This window comes from Hymenobacter glacieicola, from assembly GCF_014640315.1.
Classification (GTDB): Bacteria; Bacteroidota; Bacteroidia; order Cytophagales; family Hymenobacteraceae; genus Hymenobacter; species Hymenobacter glacieicola.
In genome coordinates, this window is the sequence record NZ_BMGS01000014.1 from 47,548 (window position 1) to 62,203 (window position 14,656).

The 14,656-nt window shown below is 59.6% G+C and carries 14 protein-coding genes; 5 read left to right on the forward strand and 9 right to left on the reverse strand.

Annotated elements, in window-relative coordinates; all coding sequences use genetic code 11:
• Positions 1-116: 116 nt before the first annotated feature.
• The 4 genes from IEW18_RS19700 (at position 117) to IEW18_RS19715 (ending at position 2,900) form a co-directional block, all read left to right on the forward strand.
• A complete protein-coding gene (locus IEW18_RS19700) occupies positions 117-437 on the forward strand; it encodes a hypothetical protein (protein ID WP_188559603.1) in 321 nt (106 codons plus the stop codon).
• 3 nt (positions 438-440) lie between these two features.
• On the forward strand, positions 441-1,262 hold the full coding sequence (locus IEW18_RS19705; protein WP_188559604.1) for a hypothetical protein: 822 nt from the start codon (positions 441-443) through the stop codon (positions 1,260-1,262).
• A 21-nt stretch (positions 1,263-1,283) separates the two neighbouring features.
• Positions 1,284-1,595, forward strand: coding sequence for an antitoxin VbhA family protein (locus IEW18_RS19710; RefSeq protein WP_188559605.1), 312 nt, complete (start codon positions 1,284-1,286; stop codon positions 1,593-1,595).
• A gap of 102 nt (positions 1,596-1,697) precedes the next feature.
• Positions 1,698-2,900, forward strand: a complete 1,203-nt coding sequence (locus IEW18_RS19715) for a Fic family protein (protein ID WP_188559606.1) — start codon at positions 1,698-1,700, stop codon at positions 2,898-2,900.
• A gap of 29 nt (positions 2,901-2,929) precedes the next feature.
• Here the strand turns inward: IEW18_RS19715 and IEW18_RS19720 are convergent, their stop codons facing one another.
• A complete protein-coding gene (locus IEW18_RS19720; protein WP_188559607.1) occupies positions 2,930-3,481 on the reverse strand; it encodes a hypothetical protein in 552 nt (183 codons plus the stop codon).
• Positions 3,482-4,044: 563 nt separating this feature from the next.
• On the opposite strand from IEW18_RS19720, the gene IEW18_RS19725 reads away from it, so the two are divergent.
• Positions 4,045-4,767, forward strand: a complete 723-nt coding sequence (locus IEW18_RS19725) for a 3-keto-5-aminohexanoate cleavage protein (RefSeq protein ID WP_188559608.1) — start codon at positions 4,045-4,047, stop codon at positions 4,765-4,767.
• Between the two features lie 1,491 nt (positions 4,768-6,258).
• Here IEW18_RS19725 and traN read toward each other — a convergent pair.
• From traN to IEW18_RS19765, 8 genes are read right to left on the reverse strand one after another with little or no spacing between them, the layout of a single operon-like run.
• Positions 6,259-7,422 (reverse strand): conjugative transposon protein TraN, encoded by a 1,164-nt coding sequence (gene traN / locus IEW18_RS19730; RefSeq protein ID WP_188559609.1) that lies wholly within the window; start codon positions 7,420-7,422, stop codon positions 6,259-6,261.
• Positions 7,423-7,427: 5 nt separating this feature from the next.
• Positions 7,428-8,633 (reverse strand): conjugative transposon protein TraM, encoded by a 1,206-nt coding sequence (gene traM / locus IEW18_RS19735; RefSeq protein WP_188559610.1) that lies wholly within the window; start codon positions 8,631-8,633, stop codon positions 7,428-7,430.
• 12 nt (positions 8,634-8,645) lie between these two features.
• Positions 8,646-9,260 (reverse strand): conjugative transposon protein TraK, encoded by a 615-nt coding sequence (traK, locus tag IEW18_RS19740; RefSeq protein WP_188559611.1) that lies wholly within the window; start codon positions 9,258-9,260, stop codon positions 8,646-8,648.
• A gap of 39 nt (positions 9,261-9,299) precedes the next feature.
• Positions 9,300-10,388: a TraJ family protein gene (locus IEW18_RS19745; RefSeq protein WP_188559612.1), complete on the reverse strand. Its 1,089-nt coding sequence runs from the start codon at positions 10,386-10,388 to the stop codon at positions 9,300-9,302.
• A 52-nt stretch (positions 10,389-10,440) separates the two neighbouring features.
• Positions 10,441-10,770, reverse strand: a complete 330-nt coding sequence (locus IEW18_RS19750) for a DUF3876 domain-containing protein (RefSeq protein WP_188559613.1) — start codon at positions 10,768-10,770, stop codon at positions 10,441-10,443.
• A 37-nt stretch (positions 10,771-10,807) separates the two neighbouring features.
• On the reverse strand, positions 10,808-11,455 hold the full coding sequence (locus tag IEW18_RS19755) for a hypothetical protein (protein ID WP_188559614.1): 648 nt from the start codon (positions 11,453-11,455) through the stop codon (positions 10,808-10,810).
• Between the two features lie 29 nt (positions 11,456-11,484).
• A complete protein-coding gene (locus IEW18_RS19760) occupies positions 11,485-12,132 on the reverse strand; it encodes a hypothetical protein (RefSeq protein WP_188559615.1) in 648 nt (215 codons plus the stop codon).
• Between the two features lie 22 nt (positions 12,133-12,154).
• Entirely contained in the window at positions 12,155-14,647 is a 2,493-nt protein-coding gene (locus IEW18_RS19765) for a TraG family conjugative transposon ATPase (protein WP_188559616.1), read from the reverse strand.
• Between the last annotated feature and the right edge of the window lie 9 nt (positions 14,648-14,656).

The following is a 14,656-nucleotide window of genomic DNA, read 5'->3' on the forward strand; positions in this document are numbered from 1 at the left end:
CCCCGCGACTGGCCCTGAGCCTTTCCCTGCCCTCGTCCGCCTTGCAGCGCCGGCAGCGGCAACGGCAGTAGTACTCGCCCCTGCTTATCTTGCCCGCTCCTCCGCCAGAGTTATCCATGTGCCAGACCCTCCCGAAAACCGTTATCCCGCAGGACGCGCCCAACGGCAGCGACACGGACCACCTGCTCCCCGTTATCGACTTTCTGAAGGCCCGGGGCTACACGCCGGCCACGGGGGACCGGTTTGACTTCAACCGCGACGGGTTGGGCACCTACGGCTTTACCGAGCCCCTGAACGTGGCCCTGTTGCAGGAGCACTTCGTGTTTCCGCCCACCATCACGCTGTCCGGCGAGGGGCTGCACGACACCCGCCACTTTGTGCGGATTGGCCAGGGCACTCCCACCCCGCCCGCCCGTACGCTGTCCTTTGAAGCCTAGCGCGTGCGCCTCGTACTTCCCCCCGCCGACACCGCCGCCCGCCAGGCAATGACCGATCAGGGCAACGCCCTGTATCCCGGCGTGGACCACTGGGAACACCCCCGGAAAGGGCTGCCGGCCGGCAAGATGCTGGTGCAGTTCGACTTTCGGGACGCCGACGTGATCCGCCGCAGCCCGACCACGGCCAGCGTGTACTTCACCGACGCGGACACGCTGCTGAAGTACCTGACCGAGAACGACCAGGTGCGGGCCCGGGGCCTGGCCGAAGCCCTGCAGGTGGGCCCCTACCGGGCCGACTCGGCCAGCCCCCACCGCTACAGCCAGAACGTGGCCCTCTACCAGCTGCAGCGGGAGCTGCGCGCCGAGCAGGTGCACGTGGCCCAGCCGGCCGAGTTTGGCCAGGGCCTGACCCGCAACAACCTGCACTGGGGCGACGGCGTAGGCCAGCAGTTTTTCCTGGCCATTCCCCGCGACCAGCTCCGGACCGGCGCGACCCCCCTGCTCCAGCTCAGCGGCGTGCTGCCCTGCATCGACCGGGAGCACCGCCTCGAGTGGATGAAGCGGGTGGAGCAGCAGCCCGGCCAGGACGTGAAAGAGGCCGTGGCGAAGGCCTTTGAAAGCCAGGTGGAGCAACTGCTGCGCGGCAGCCCGGCGCAGCAGCAGCGCGGCCGGGAAATTGCCGAGCTGGTGAAGGCGCGTCGGTCCTTCGCTACCCCGCTCACCGACCACCCCAGCCTGAAAAAGCTGCCAAGGCCCCCCCTGACGCCTGTTGCGCCCACGCCCAGCCCGGCGCCTAAACCGCGCCGCCGGGGCCCCCATTTTTAGCCCAATTGCGTATCTTGTCGTATGGAAAAGACCCCGTATTTCTCCGATAACGAGCGTAGCGAGCAGCAGCGCCGCGACGTGGTAAAATTCGCCGTGGGGGTGTCCATGAGCCAGAACCGGCCCCCGTCGCCGCAACTGGTGGCCTTGCAGAACCGTTACATCGCCGGCGAGATTGACTTGGAACAGGTGTCGGCCGCGCTCGAGGCCGACTACGCGCCGGCTCCCGGCCCGGACCCGCTGGCCAAGTACGCCCCCGGCGAAGGCCCCCACGTGGAGCCCGCGCCCGAGTACAGCCCCTATCTGCTGTTCGAGGAACGCATACCGACCCTGTAGACACCCTGCGCCTTCCTGCCGCAAGTGCCCTTCGCTTCCTCGCGGCAGGAAGGCTACCCTCACCGAAGCCCGGCCCCGTGCCGGGCTTTTTGCTACGCGATAATGCCCGACGTATTTACGAACCCGGCCGACGGCCTGCTGTATAATAATGTCCGCGCCACCAGCGAGAGTCAGCTGGACCGCCTCGAAGCCGACTTGTCGATTACGCGGCTCATGTTTGTTCGGGCGCAGGTGGGCCTCGTCACCCCCCGGCCGCCGGTGCAGCCCATCGTTGGCCCGGCGTACGCCGTCCCGCCCATTCCGGTTGCCTTTGATGAGCAGCATCTCCGGGCCATGCACCGCTACTTGTTCCAGGACGTGTACCCGTGGGCCGGCGAAACCCGCCAGGACCGGGGATTTCAGGGCTACAAGCCCGCCGCCCACGTGCAGGCCGACCACCTGCTGACCTACGCCAACTACCGCCACATCGGCTCCGACGTGGGCGCGCTGGCCGCGCAACTCACGGCCGAGAACAACCTGAAGGGGTTATCCAAGCCGCAGTTCGTGGAGCGGGCCGCGTACTACCTCGACCACTTCAACCACGTTCACCTCTTCCGCGAAGGCAACGGCCGCACGATGCAAGCTGTGCTGCTGCAGCTAGGCCACCAGGCCGGCTACCGCCTTGATTTTCAGAAAGTATATAAGGAGTTCAACCTGGCCCGGGATACTGGCCTCGTGGGCGTTTCGGCCAGCACGCATGAGAACCTGACCCGCCTTCGCTACCTGCTTGAGGCGGCCACCACCGCGCTACCCGGGGCCGCTGCCGAAGCTGCCCGGCATCCCAGCCTAGCGCGGCCCTTGCGTGAGCCCACCGGGGAGGTAGCTCGGCTACAGGCCCTGCGCGAGCTGAAGGCCAGCAGCCAGCGGGTCGGCATTCGCCACGCCCAGGAAACCGGGGCTCCGCTGCAGGATGCCAACGGCGGGCCGATTATGTCGCCCCTGCTTACCTACGTGCAGGCGGCCATCATGCCCCGCCCCGCCGCCCTGACCGAGCAGGCCACGCTGGATGACTTGCAGAAGCCCTACGTGCTGATCGCGCGCTCCGCTAACCCGCAGCTCTCCGACAAGCCCGCGCTGCTGCGCTTCTCGCAGGCCGTAGCCCAGGCCGTGCAAGCGTTTCGCGCCGAACTGGCGCCCCAGCCGCAGCAGTCCGTGCAGCCGGTCACCCAGCTAACGGAACCACCGGGAAGTAGTACTCCCGGCCCGGTGAGCCCACCCTCCCAACAAAAACCCTCCGTGCCGAAGCGCCGCGGGCCTACACTATAAGCCGATACTCGGTAAGGAGTACGCCTGGCCTACCGCGCGGCGCCCCACTGGTAGCCACGCCGGTAAAACCCCTCTACCAGCTTCGGGGCGCTGTTTTCCGTGAAGCGGTAGCGGCAGTAGGCAAACAAAGCGAGGGCCGCCCCAACGGCCCAGCCCCACACCGGACTAGCCGCCGGCAGCGAGTGCGCGACCACTAGGTGAGCCAGGTAGCCGGGCAGCAGGCAGGCTAGAGTCACGCACACCAAAAAGGGTAGCACCCAGAGCCCGCCCCGGCGATGCCGCAGGGCCACCACCAACCCTTTCAGCCAGTACAGGCCGGCGTAGGCTAGGAAAGCTACCAGTCCCATGCCCATCAGGCGGGGAATGCCGAACACCGGACCAAGGAAATCCATTGGAGCCAGTATGATAAAGCCAAGAGTGATGAAGGGGGCGGCTACCAAGGCCTGTACCACCACGCGGGAGCCCAGCACAAAACCCCATCCAATGAGGGCACCTAGCCCTCGCCCAACCACGCGGGTTGAGTGAGCCGAATAACGGTGCTCATTACGGCCTTCCTCGTAACCTTGCTGGTAGTTGGGCATGGCAGTCGGGGGTATAACGTGGTGGATTCAACGAGGCATTATAACTATAGCAACTTACTTATATTCTCTACTCATTTACGTGAACTGAAGCAGTAAAGCCGCATTCGTTGCCACGTTAAGCCACCCAGTCAAGCGGAATGAAACAATCATAGCGGCCCGCGAAGGTAACATCTACCGTAATCGTGTGCTCAGGCCTCCGCCTTCCCATCCATGTGAAACGATTCTTTGTGTTGCTCTTGCTGCCTGTTGTGAATTGCCAGAGTAGGCGAGAAAATTCAAGGATCAAGACAAAGCGTTCAACTACACCACTTGCGAATATTACCTAGAGATAGTGCGAGTACTTTTCTGTTTGCCTAAAGAGCGTGCGAAAGATTAGGGAGTGATAGTGCGAGGGCCAGAGCCACTATAAAAGTTTGGGTGAAAAGTTGCATTTGCTCTTTCATGGTGCGCAACGCGCCTGGTCAGCGCGTGCGTGCAATCCGCGTAATACCGGTGAGTTAGGGGACGCTTCTACGGAACCAATTCCGTTTCTTTGCCTGCTCGCCAAACCCAGCTTTCCTCCTATGCTACAGGCCTGTCTAAATGGCAATCGCACCAAGCACGAGCATGCGGCCGTGCCGTACACCCCGTCCGAGTTGGCGGCCGATGCCGGGCTTGTCGTGCGGGCCGGGGCTCAGGAGTTGCATCTGCACCCGCGGGCGGAGGATGGGTCCGAGAGTTTACGCGCTGTCGATGTGGCGGGGGCCTTGCAAGCGGTTCGTGCGCAGGTGCCGGGGGTATTGGTTGGCATTTCCACCCATGAGGGCATTGCCTCCCCCACACCTCTGGCTACGTTACTGGCCACGTGGACCGAACTGCCCGATTACGTGTCGATCAACCTGGGGGAAGTCGCCGCTCCAGACCTTTGGCATGCCGCCACCAGCCGCGGAATCGCCGTGGAAGCGGGCCTAAGCAGCGTTGCTGACGCGCAACGCTTATTACAATTTGCCCCACCTGCTACCTACTGTCGCCTACTGGTAGAAATAGCGGAACAGCACTTGGAGGAGGCCATGCGCACTGCACATACTATTCTGCGAACCATGCAAGCCTTTCAACCGCAAGTGCCCCGCCTGCTGCACGGCATGAACGCAACCATGTGGCCCCTATTTCAAGTAGCGATGGAACAGCGTCTCTCTACGCGCATTGGGTTGGAAGATGGCTTGCAGTTGCCTTCCGGAGCGGTGGCAACGGGTAATGAACAGCTGCTGCAACAGGCAGCGGCCCAGCTCTCGGCACAACGGCGGTAGGCGACAGATGCGACCGTTGGAGTACCCTTTAACCAAGGCCAAATGACAAGGAAATATAAGAAGGAAGATTTACAGGAGGCTTTAAAATCAGTAAGTTCTCTTCTCAGTAAATGCAGAAAAGCTCAGACTTCTGTAAGAGTGAAATCTTCGCAAGAAACACTACTTGTGAATAGAATTAATGGGCTACAAATAGCAGTAGAACTCATTGAAAATGAAATAAATCATGAGGACCTGTCAAAGAACGTAGGTTGTTGAAAGACAAACGTGAAACGACCATACTGATGGCTTTTGTCAAGCCGGCCTAATCGTCAGAAGATGGGTATACCTACGCCGCTGCTAGGTAAGGTTTCAAGGAGTGGACAACTGCGCCAGTGGGGCCTTAGTTTTAACCAAGGCCAAAAGCGTAGGAGAATCAAAGCCGCCCAAGTTCTGTTAACTGGTGGTGAATAAGCTCTAAGCGCTGCTCCACCGACAAGTTACCCCGTATTTCCAAGACGGGACACGTAACTTGGCTAAGCCAATTCGTATGATTCGCTAGGGTAAGGTTACCCCCACTGGAATTGTCATCATACCCTGCTGCCCACGTCAGGAACGTTTGGTACTGCTCAGCACGAGCTGGCTCCGTGACGAGTTGGTCTCCATAAAGTGTATGTTCCGCTGCTGCAAACGGCGTGGGCGCACAGCGGGAGGTAGCCAGAGAAAAATGGCCAAATCGAAGGCTTTTAGCCATTTGTGCCCCCACCCAACGAGGGAGCCGCCCAGAATCCAACGGGTATGTTGGCTCAACTCCCTCTCAAGGGCGGCGTTGCGTAGTAGGGCGGGGCGCCGCTGCGTAAAAGGAGGGTCGGACGCTAGCCAAAAATAGTCGTCGCTGTCAAAATAGGGAATGCCTAGTACTCCACTGAGTGCCTTGCCCAAGGTCGTAACGCCCGAGCCGGAAGCGCCGAAAATGTGCAGTTTCATAGCGGTGTTAATACGTCTGCTTGGAGAGGATTCTTAGCAACTAAGGAAATTTCTCGCCCACTTTGGCATTTCGCATATAAACCGCGAGCATTTCGCTAAGTAAAAAGGCCCTGCATCTCTTGCAGGGCCTTTTTGCGACATGGCACGTGAGAAGAATAGTTGTGGTCGGAACCAGGCTAGAAATTCGGTGCCGGACAAGCCATCGTCCAGCACCCTATTGACCTTACTCAGATTCTCTGCATCGAACTCCCTGAGTGGGCTGACACACTGGCCCTGATCTTCTCCAGCATGCACTTATTGTTGTACTCGTCCAGCGAAGCGAAGACGGCGGGCCAGGCTGGAATCACAGCTTTGTACTGGTAAGAGGATAAAACGGCGGCCGAAATTGGTCACCAATTGGGGGTGGGACGAGCTACTATTTACCGCTACCTCGCGCACCTAGGCGTGCCGACCGGAGGGCCGCTATACGCGAAGATTGGGGGCTTTTCATAGGGCGAGGGCAGAAAGGCGTGGAAAGCTCAGACCGGCTTACTGGAACGTGCGGGCGTTGAGCAGGTCTGAATTGGAGAGGTTGAGCTTCACGTTACGCCCTCCCCCCTTCTCGTAGACCTCGATAATGAGCTGCTTCTGATCCGGGATGGTAAACTTCTTGAACACGTATACCTGTTCCAGTTTGCTTTGAACGTCTATCTTTTTCTGGCTGCCATTGTAGACGTAGATGGGGGTGATCTCAATGGCCTGCTCCGCCGTGCGTTTGGCCACCTTCTTATCCTGGATGTAAAATTTCACAAAGTCCACATCGTAGGTCACATTCGACTTGTTGGCGATGTGCAGGGGAAAGAACAGCGTTTCTTGCTTGTAGCCGACACTGCCGGAGTGTACCGACAACTGGTTGGCGCTTTCACTGGCCGACGAGCCGCCCCGCGCCAGGGCCTGCTTGGAATAGGCATCCAGGTTGCCTTGGGGAATAGGCGAGTTCGACAGAATAGCCTCTCCTGCTTCACTGGTTGCCACCGCTGCATCGGGAGCGCCCATATCCAGGCTGAGCACCTTGGGATCGTGTTGGTAGTTGACCGTGAACATATACAGCTTCCCGTTCGAGGTCAGCACCGTGATGTTCGTCTCAGGAAAGCTTGTACCAGCTGCCTTCACGCGCACGATGTTTTCCGCGCCCGTGGCTTTGGCCGCGATAATCCCCGGGTTGCCCAAGTCGACGTAGGTAATCGGGTAGGGAAACACCAGATGGGTAGTCTTTTGGTTGCTCACGTACAGCGGCGTAGTGGGCAACTGGCCCTTATCGGGGCTGCCATCGGCCATACCCAGGTCAATACCCACCAGGCGCGGGCTACGCTGGTAATTTACCACAAAGGAGTAGAGCTTGCCCCCGGATAGTACCGTCATGTTGGTTTCCCCGAAGCCCGCCGTCGCCGCTTTCACGCGCACGATGTTTTCCGAGCCGGTTGCTTTGGCGGCAATCAGACCCGTACTGCCCAGATCAACATAGGTTACGGGATGAGGAAATATCAGGTGGGTAGTTTTCTGGTCACTCACGTACAGCGACAGGCTGGCTAGCTTGCTGGCTTTGGTGGGGGTAGGCTGCTTTTGGGACGAGGCGGTATTCTGAGCCACTACGGTCGGCGTCCGGGCGGTAAGTAGCCCCAGGGCCAGTGCCAGGCAGGCGGTCGTTTTCATAAGGATTAGTCTTTATCTACTTTGAGCATAACATTATAGCCGGCTTTGAGGCGGACCTTCACCAGGCGAATCTTGTTTTTGCCGAGGTTCTTGGCGGCACTGACCGCTACTCCCGCCGCCACCAGCGTTGGGTCCGCGCTCATCACCATGGCGTCGGCCGCGTCCATGCTATTCGCGCCAGCCTGCTTGGCGGCATCCCGGGTGATTGCCCCGGGAATGTGCAGCCCCTGCAGTCCGTCCACGTCGTAGACCTCCAGCGATGCCGGAAACACGCTGTTGCCGGACTTAAGCGTTTCAATGGCAATGCTGAGCCGCTCACCTTGTAGGCTGCACTTGCCATAGAGGAAGGTATTGGCCGGCACCTGGTGCCCGTTAATTACGGCGGGCTCCGTCAGGCGCATCTTAATCAGGGAGCCCGACACCACTTCCTGCGACTCGTGAATCACGGCCGGCAGCGTGTTGGAATCCACCCCCGACGAACTGCCATCATCCAGCCCTTGAAAAGAAGCGGTACGCCCCTTCCCCGTCCCGGTCGACCCCAGGCGGGACACGACCGCGTCCTCGTTCAGGGCCCGCACTTTGGTAGCCGGCTTTTTCTTGGCGGGCGCAGAGGCTACTGCGCGCGGGGTCGCCGCGCTACCGCCGGCTGCGTTGGACTGCGCCATGAGGGCGGCCATCTGCGCCTGCGCCCGCGCCGCGGCTAACTCCCGTGCATGCTCCGTGCGCATCAGCTCCATCTTTTCTTCCGGGGTGAGCGAGCCGAGCGCCGTGCTAGGCGGCGCCGTGGCGCCCGGGGCCACGCTGCCGTTCAGCTGGGCTTGCTGCGCAGCAATTAGCTGCGCCTGGGCCGCGGCCACCGACTTGTCGACCGACCCGTTCGGGCCAGCCTTCCCGTCCGCCTGAATGCCGTAAGACAGCCCCCCACCCGAGCTGGTATCAATCTGCGCATCGACCAGGCCCCGGTTCCGCAGGGAATCTACCGGACTAGCGTAGGCTTCGAGCTTGCTGGCAGTAATGGTGCCCTTCTCCGCTCCGGGAAGCTCGGTATTAAAGCCGGATTCCACGTCTTGCGCCTCAACTGGGGTGCCTTCGCCACCCCCACCCAGGAAAAACATCACGGCCAGGAATGGTACCCCTACCACCGGCAGAAAAGTAGCCATTTTGCGGGTCCTTATAAATTGCGCGTCGTGGGGCTTCGTGGGCGTTGCCATAGGGATAGTAGCTTAGCGCTGAAGGGTATTCAAGTCTTTATTTTGCACCACCCGCCAGTTTTCCATCAGGAAGCCGTGCGGGTTGTTTTCCGAGCGCGTCACGTCGCGAAGGGTGCAATCGGAGATAAAATTGCGGTTGGTTATCGACGTAGCCCGGATAACGCGCTGATGTCCGAAGCAGCGGGCCGTCAGCGGGCGGGCGTTGCCGATAATGACACTATCCACCGTCATTTCCAGGCTGATGTTAGCCGCTATCAAGTCGTTATAAAAGCCCTTCTCCTTGAAGTTCTCGTACTGTTTCTTAGCCGAGTTATCGGCCAGGTACAGGGCTTTGTTCACGTTCAGGTCGATGGCCTTTTGGTCGGGGTCGAGCGTGAAAAAGAGCTCGTGAAACCGGGTAACGTGGCTCCGGGCCTCGACCGGCCGGTTCGCCCGCGCATCCTGCGCGCCGGCCGTAAGCAGCTGCCCCCCTTCCAGCACGTAGATGCGGTTCGCCGCCGCAGTGGTCGATTGGAACGCGAAGTAAGCGATGGCACCGGCCAGCAGCAGCACCGCGATAATGAAGATGATGGCCAGGGTCTTTACTTGCTGAAAAGCAGAGTCGATGGTTTTAAGCGAAGCAAACATAAAGGTGGACGTTAGTGGTGGTGGATAGGGCCAGGCGGCTTAGCCCTTGCGGCTGAAACGCTCGCGCAGCGCCAAGCCGGCTCGGTGCCCAAATTCTTCGCCCCGCGACATATTTTGGGGGCTGGCCATGCCGGCTGCGCCCTGCACCACCCCCGCGCCCGTGCGCAGGGCAGCCCCGCTCGTCGCGCCGGCCACGGCTGCCGTCGTGGCCGTGGTGGTCGTGATGAACGAGGTGGCCGCGCTGCCCACCCCGGAGCCGTCAATCAGCATATCCGCCGCTTTGGGAACGAAAATGTAGCCCACGATGGCCAGCACCAGCATACACAGGTAAGCGATATCGGCCGACTCTACGCTACCCCCGGCCTGCAACTGCCGAATGTTCTCATTGAGCATTGTTACCTGGACGTGGGCCAGCACCGCTGCGTAGATGTTAGCTACCGGCACCCAGAGGGAAATCGTGAGGAAGTAGCCGAACCACTTCATCAGCCCGCCCCCGAAGCTGGGAATAATGGCGATGCCGAAGGCCAGCGGGCCGGCCACGCTGAGCAGCACGAGCAGGAAGGTGGAGATTAGGCTGATGGCCAGCTTGGCGGCCAGCGCGCCCAGTTCCAGGATGGATTTGGTCCACTCCCGGAAGTTTTGGCCGACGGAGTATTGCACCTGATTAAAGGCCAGGCTGGCTTTGCGGCCCACGTCCAGCGCCCCGAGCTTGCCTAGCTCCTTTTCGTATTCCTCGTTGATCGCCATATCCGACTTGGCCTTGGCATCGGCCGCTAATTGGTCCCGTTGGGCCGTGAGCCGGTTTACTTCCGCTAGCTGGCCCATGCGTATTGTGTCGGTGCCGTGCGCCACCGCCATCGTAACGCCCCGCAGCGCCCCGCACAAGGGCACGAATAGCAGAATAGCCAGGCCGATGGCAAAGGGCCGGAGCAGGGGAAACAAGTCGATGGGCTCGGCGCGGGCAATGTTACCCCATACCCGGCTGCTGATGTAGAGTAGCGCCCCAATGCCCCCCACGGCCCGGCCCAGGTTAATGAACATGGAAGTGAAGGAGAGCATCTCGGTATAAATGGCTTCGAGCTTTTGCTCGTACACAGCCATGTTCAGATCAATAGCGGTCGGGTCCATTGGGAAGGGCGAGAATCAACTTGGGGGATAAGGGTCAGTAAATGATGAATGGCTACTTTGCTACCTTGGAATACTCACCTGCGCCTGAAATCAGGAGGTGGTCTTTCTCGCCCAAGTAGATGATGTCCATAGCTCCTAAGCCGGTATTGACGGTAAGCTTATGGTTGTCCTTATCGTAGGTGAGCGGGTATTCCTTTTTGCCCTCTAGTAGCGTCAGGTTTTCCCCGCGCTCCTGAATGGTCATGTGCGGACGGGTGGGACTATCCACGGACTGCCACTCGCCCAAAAATTGGTCTGGTTTGCTGCCAGAGGAACACGAGGTGAGCAGGGCCATTCCCGTAACGGCAACAACAGTGAGCAACTGGTTTAGCTTGCTTTGCATAGGGTTGAAAATGGAAGTGAAAGGATAGTCCGAACCGTTAACGGGCAGTCATCAAGGCATTGACCGCTTCGTGGTCCTGGACCTGTTGGGCCTGGTGCTGCGCAATAGCCCGGCACTTGCCCGTGAAGTAGTTCATCAGGTCGTGCTGCTTCACGATGCGGTCGGCAATGTTGTCGATGAACTCTAGCCGCTCCGGGTCGGTCATCTTCGCCTGGCCCGCGCTGAGGATGCCGGCCAGCTCGCCCAGCAGGGCCACGTTCTCCTGCAAAATGCCTTGGTACACCGTCGAGGCTTCGGTGAGCTGCGCGGGCGTGAGCTGCTTGCGGCGCAGCTCCGGAATGGCAGTAGCGAACTGGTTAATCATCTCGCCTTGGTGGGTGTAAATCTCCCGGACCCGGCGGTAATTGCGGACCCCGGCGCTGATTTGTAGCAGGCTGCTATACCACTGGTCGTGCAGGGCCTGGGTTTTGTCCATGATGCCCTTGATCTTGCCGCTGACCACCTTCATGTCGTTGGCCAGCCCCTTCCCCTCCCCCAGCAGGGTAGCCGAGACACTTTGGTGGACAATCTGCTTGCGGGAGCTCTTTTCCGCGATAGGGGCCGAGATAACCGCCGGGAACTGCGCGTAAGCCGGGCTGGCAAGGAGGGTCAAGCCCAGGGCGAGAATTTTCGTCGTTGCTTTCATGGCAGGGGTAGTTGAAATGGGAAGCGTGCCTAGCGGGCCCCCATCAGGGCGTTCAGGGCCTGCAAGTCCTGCGCTTTCTGCTCGGCCATGTGCATTTGCACCATGTTGCGCTGCGTGTAGTAGTTGATTAGGCCCAACTGGTCGGAAATCTTCGCGTCCAGCTTGTCGATGAAGCGCATCCGCTCGGCGTCCGTCATCTTGAGCATGGCCGGGCTGACGACGGTTTGCAGATCCTGGAGCGTGTTGGCACTTTCCGTCAGCATCTTGGTGTACACCGTAACCATCGTCGAGAGCTGTTCCGGCTGCACGTAGGGCGACTGCCGCAGCGTTTCAATGGCCGTGGCGTAGTTCTGAATGATTCTGCCCTGCTTCTCAAACACGGACTGTACGCGCCGGTAGGTGCGAACCGTGTTGCTGACTTGCAGCAGCCCGTCGTACCAGTTCTTGGCCAGCATCATATTCTTTTCCGAGAATACCTTGGTCAGCTCCTGCTCTTTCACGCCGGCTTTCACCAGCACGTTTGCCGCTTTGGAAAGGCCCTTCATGGTGTTTTGCAGGCCCGTCTGGACGCCGGACTGCACTTCCAGCACGGGGGCCGTAACCACGAGCTGCGCGGAGGCTTGCCCAGCGCTGAGGGCCAGTATTGCCAGGCCCAGGATGGTGACTTTTGCTTTCATAATTTTTCCCTTTGGTTGAAAATTAAGCCCGGCCTTCGCGCAGGTCGGCTGCAAAAAGTTTAATCGCCGTAGGCATGTCCCCGGTCTGTCTGAACTTGTCGAACAGCTTTACCTTTTCGGTTTCTTCGGTGGTGTAGGTCACGTATTCCTCTTTGGAAACCTCGATGGCATACACCTTCGACACGACCCCGCCCAAGCTGATGAATACCTCCGTGTAGCGGCCCCGCGTGGCCTTATTGTCCCGGTTGATGGAGAGCACCAGGTCTTTTTCTTTGGGCGTGAGCGAGAGCAGGGCCTGTATCTCCTCGAAGCGGCTCATGAACTTGCGCTGGTCGAGCAGAATTTTGCAGTCCGAGTTATTGATGATGGCGTCCTTGACAATCTCGTTGCCGATGATGTCGTCGATTTCTTGCGTGACCACGATGGCCTCCCCGAAGAACTTGCGCACCGTCTTGAACAGGTACTTAATGTAGGCGGCCATGCCGGGCGTGGTCAATGCCTTCCAGGCCTCCTCAATCAGAATCATTTTCCGCACCCCCTTGAGCTTGCGCATCTTGGAGATGAAGGTTTCCATGATAATGAGCGTGACTACCGGGAACAGGATGGGGTGGTCCTTGATGTTGTCCAGCTCGAAGACGATGAACGGGGCCTGCACCAGATCCAACTCCTGGTCGGAGTTGAGCAAGTAGTCGTACTCGCCGCCCCGGTAGTAAGGCTTCAGTACATAGAGGAAGTTGTCAATGTCGAAATCCTTCTCCCGTACCTTATCTTCTTCCAGCACTCTGCGAAAGGGCCCCTTCACAAACTCGTAGAACGAATTAAACCCGGGCTTAATGGCCGGGTTGGCATCCAGCATGACGTAGTACAAGCTCACGGCCGTGGAAAGTGACACGTACTCCGACTGGCTGACGGTCTCGTCGTCCTTCTTCCAAAGCGCCTGCAGCAGCGTTTTGATGCTTTCCTTCTTCTCCACGTCCAGCGCCCCGGAAATCAGGAAGGGGTTGAAGGCAATGGGCGCATCCTCCTCGTAGGTGAAGTACACGCCACCCACCAACTCACACAGCCCCTTGTAGGAGTTACCCGTGTCTACCAGCAGCACGTGGGCGCCCTGCTCGTAGTACTGGCGCACCATGTGGTTGGTGAAAAACGACTTGCCCGAACCGGAGGGGCCCAGCACGAACTTGTTGCGGTTGAAGATGACCTGCCGCTTCATCGGCTCGTCGGAAATGTCCACCAGCACGGGCTTGCCGGTGAGGCGGTCGGAGAGCTTGATGCCTTTGGTGGCGCCGGTGCTGCGGTAGTTGGTTTCGCAGGCCCAGAAGCAGACCGCCTGCTCGATGAAGGTGTAGAAGGTTTCCTCCGAGGGGAAGTCGCCGGCGTTGCCCGGAATGCCGCCCCAATACAGGGCCGCAATGTCCACCGTGTTTTGCCGCGGCTTGCAGTTCATGGCGTTGAAGGCCGCGTTTACCATCTTGCGCACCTCCGTCAGGTAGTCCTCATTGCGGCCCCAGGTGAGCACATTGCAATGAACCCGGGCCGGGCGGCGCTTCGTGGCTATCAGCTCGTTCAGGAACGAGTTATAGTATTCGTAGTTGATGGCGTTCTGCCGCGAGTAGAGGGATAGCGAGTTGAGCCGGTCCTTCTTCTGCTCAAACATCTTAACCGTCTTGGCCGTGTTGTCCAAAAACACATACTGGTTCAGAATGTGGTTCGTGCCCAGCAGCAGCCCCAGCGGCGCGGCGAAGGAGATGGGGAAGTCCGAGTGAGCCGTGCTGTACTGCTCGTAGCGGATATCGGTTTCAACCGCACTTGGTAAATCGTCCAGGTTGGCCACCGAGAACATATTGCAGTACTCCGCTCCTACCTTCAGTCCGCCCGTCAGGTCCATGTCTACTTGCACGGCTTGGTCGGACAGGTCGAGCGAGAGGTACTTTTCCAGCAGGCCCGCCGCCTGCTCCGTCCCGGCCATCTCATCGGAGGTGAGCCGGTGCGACCTGATATAAGGTGCATTGGTTGGCCCTACCCCTTCCAGCGTCCGCACGAACTGGCCGACGGTATCAAAGAAGGCTTCCAACTGCTTTGTATCCAGCATTTCCCTGGGCACGATGTTCCGGCGGGCCAGGAGGCCCGCCGTGCTGCCCCAATCGGGGCGCTCCGATGAGCATTTGGTAATGTAGAGGTAGCAGAAGTGGTTGAGGAACGGCCGCTCGTTGAAGTGCCGCTCGTAGGAAGCCGAGAGTAAGGTTCTTTCCGCCTCGAAGCCCGGCGCGTACTTGTCCTCCACGTACCAGTCCTGCTTGTGCACCACGCAGTGGTCGGGCAGCAGCCGAACCGCCTTCACGAAGGCCGCTTGCAGCTGCTCGTAGTCCTGGCGCGAGAGCGTGAAGATCTCCGGCAGCTCCAGGCGGAAGGCCACCGTCACGTCCGCATTCTTCGAGATGAGACAATCCTTTTCAACCTTGTAAATCGGCTGCTTGGATTCCAGAGAAACAGAAGGGAGAACTTTGTTACTCATAGGATAGAG

Excerpts from the sequence above, each read along its gene's own strand:
- IEW18_RS19720 (WP_188559607.1), bottom strand. The coding sequence starts at position 3,481 with ATGCCCAACTACCAGCAAGGTTACGAGGAAGGCCGTAATGAGCACCGT.
- traK (WP_188559611.1), bottom strand. The coding sequence starts at position 9,260 with ATGTTTGCTTCGCTTAAAACCATCGACTCTGCTTTTCAGCAAGTAAAG.
- IEW18_RS19715 (WP_188559606.1), top strand. The coding sequence starts at position 1,698 with ATGCCCGACGTATTTACGAACCCGGCCGACGGCCTGCTGTATAATAAT.
- traN (WP_188559609.1), bottom strand. The coding sequence starts at position 7,422 with ATGAAAACGACCGCCTGCCTGGCACTGGCCCTGGGGCTACTTACCGCC.
- traM (WP_188559610.1), bottom strand. The coding sequence starts at position 8,633 with ATGGCAACGCCCACGAAGCCCCACGACGCGCAATTTATAAGGACCCGC.
- IEW18_RS19725 (WP_188559608.1), top strand. The coding sequence starts at position 4,045 with ATGCTACAGGCCTGTCTAAATGGCAATCGCACCAAGCACGAGCATGCG.
- IEW18_RS19750 (WP_188559613.1), bottom strand. The coding sequence starts at position 10,770 with ATGCAAAGCAAGCTAAACCAGTTGCTCACTGTTGTTGCCGTTACGGGA.
- IEW18_RS19755 (WP_188559614.1), bottom strand. The coding sequence starts at position 11,455 with ATGAAAGCAACGACGAAAATTCTCGCCCTGGGCTTGACCCTCCTTGCC.
- IEW18_RS19760 (WP_188559615.1), bottom strand. The coding sequence starts at position 12,132 with ATGAAAGCAAAAGTCACCATCCTGGGCCTGGCAATACTGGCCCTCAGC.
- IEW18_RS19710 (WP_188559605.1), top strand. The coding sequence starts at position 1,284 with ATGGAAAAGACCCCGTATTTCTCCGATAACGAGCGTAGCGAGCAGCAG.
- IEW18_RS19745 (WP_188559612.1), bottom strand. The coding sequence starts at position 10,388 with ATGGACCCGACCGCTATTGATCTGAACATGGCTGTGTACGAGCAAAAG.
- IEW18_RS19765 (WP_188559616.1), bottom strand. The coding sequence starts at position 14,647 with ATGAGTAACAAAGTTCTCCCTTCTGTTTCTCTGGAATCCAAGCAGCCG.
- IEW18_RS19700 (WP_188559603.1), top strand. The coding sequence starts at position 117 with ATGTGCCAGACCCTCCCGAAAACCGTTATCCCGCAGGACGCGCCCAAC.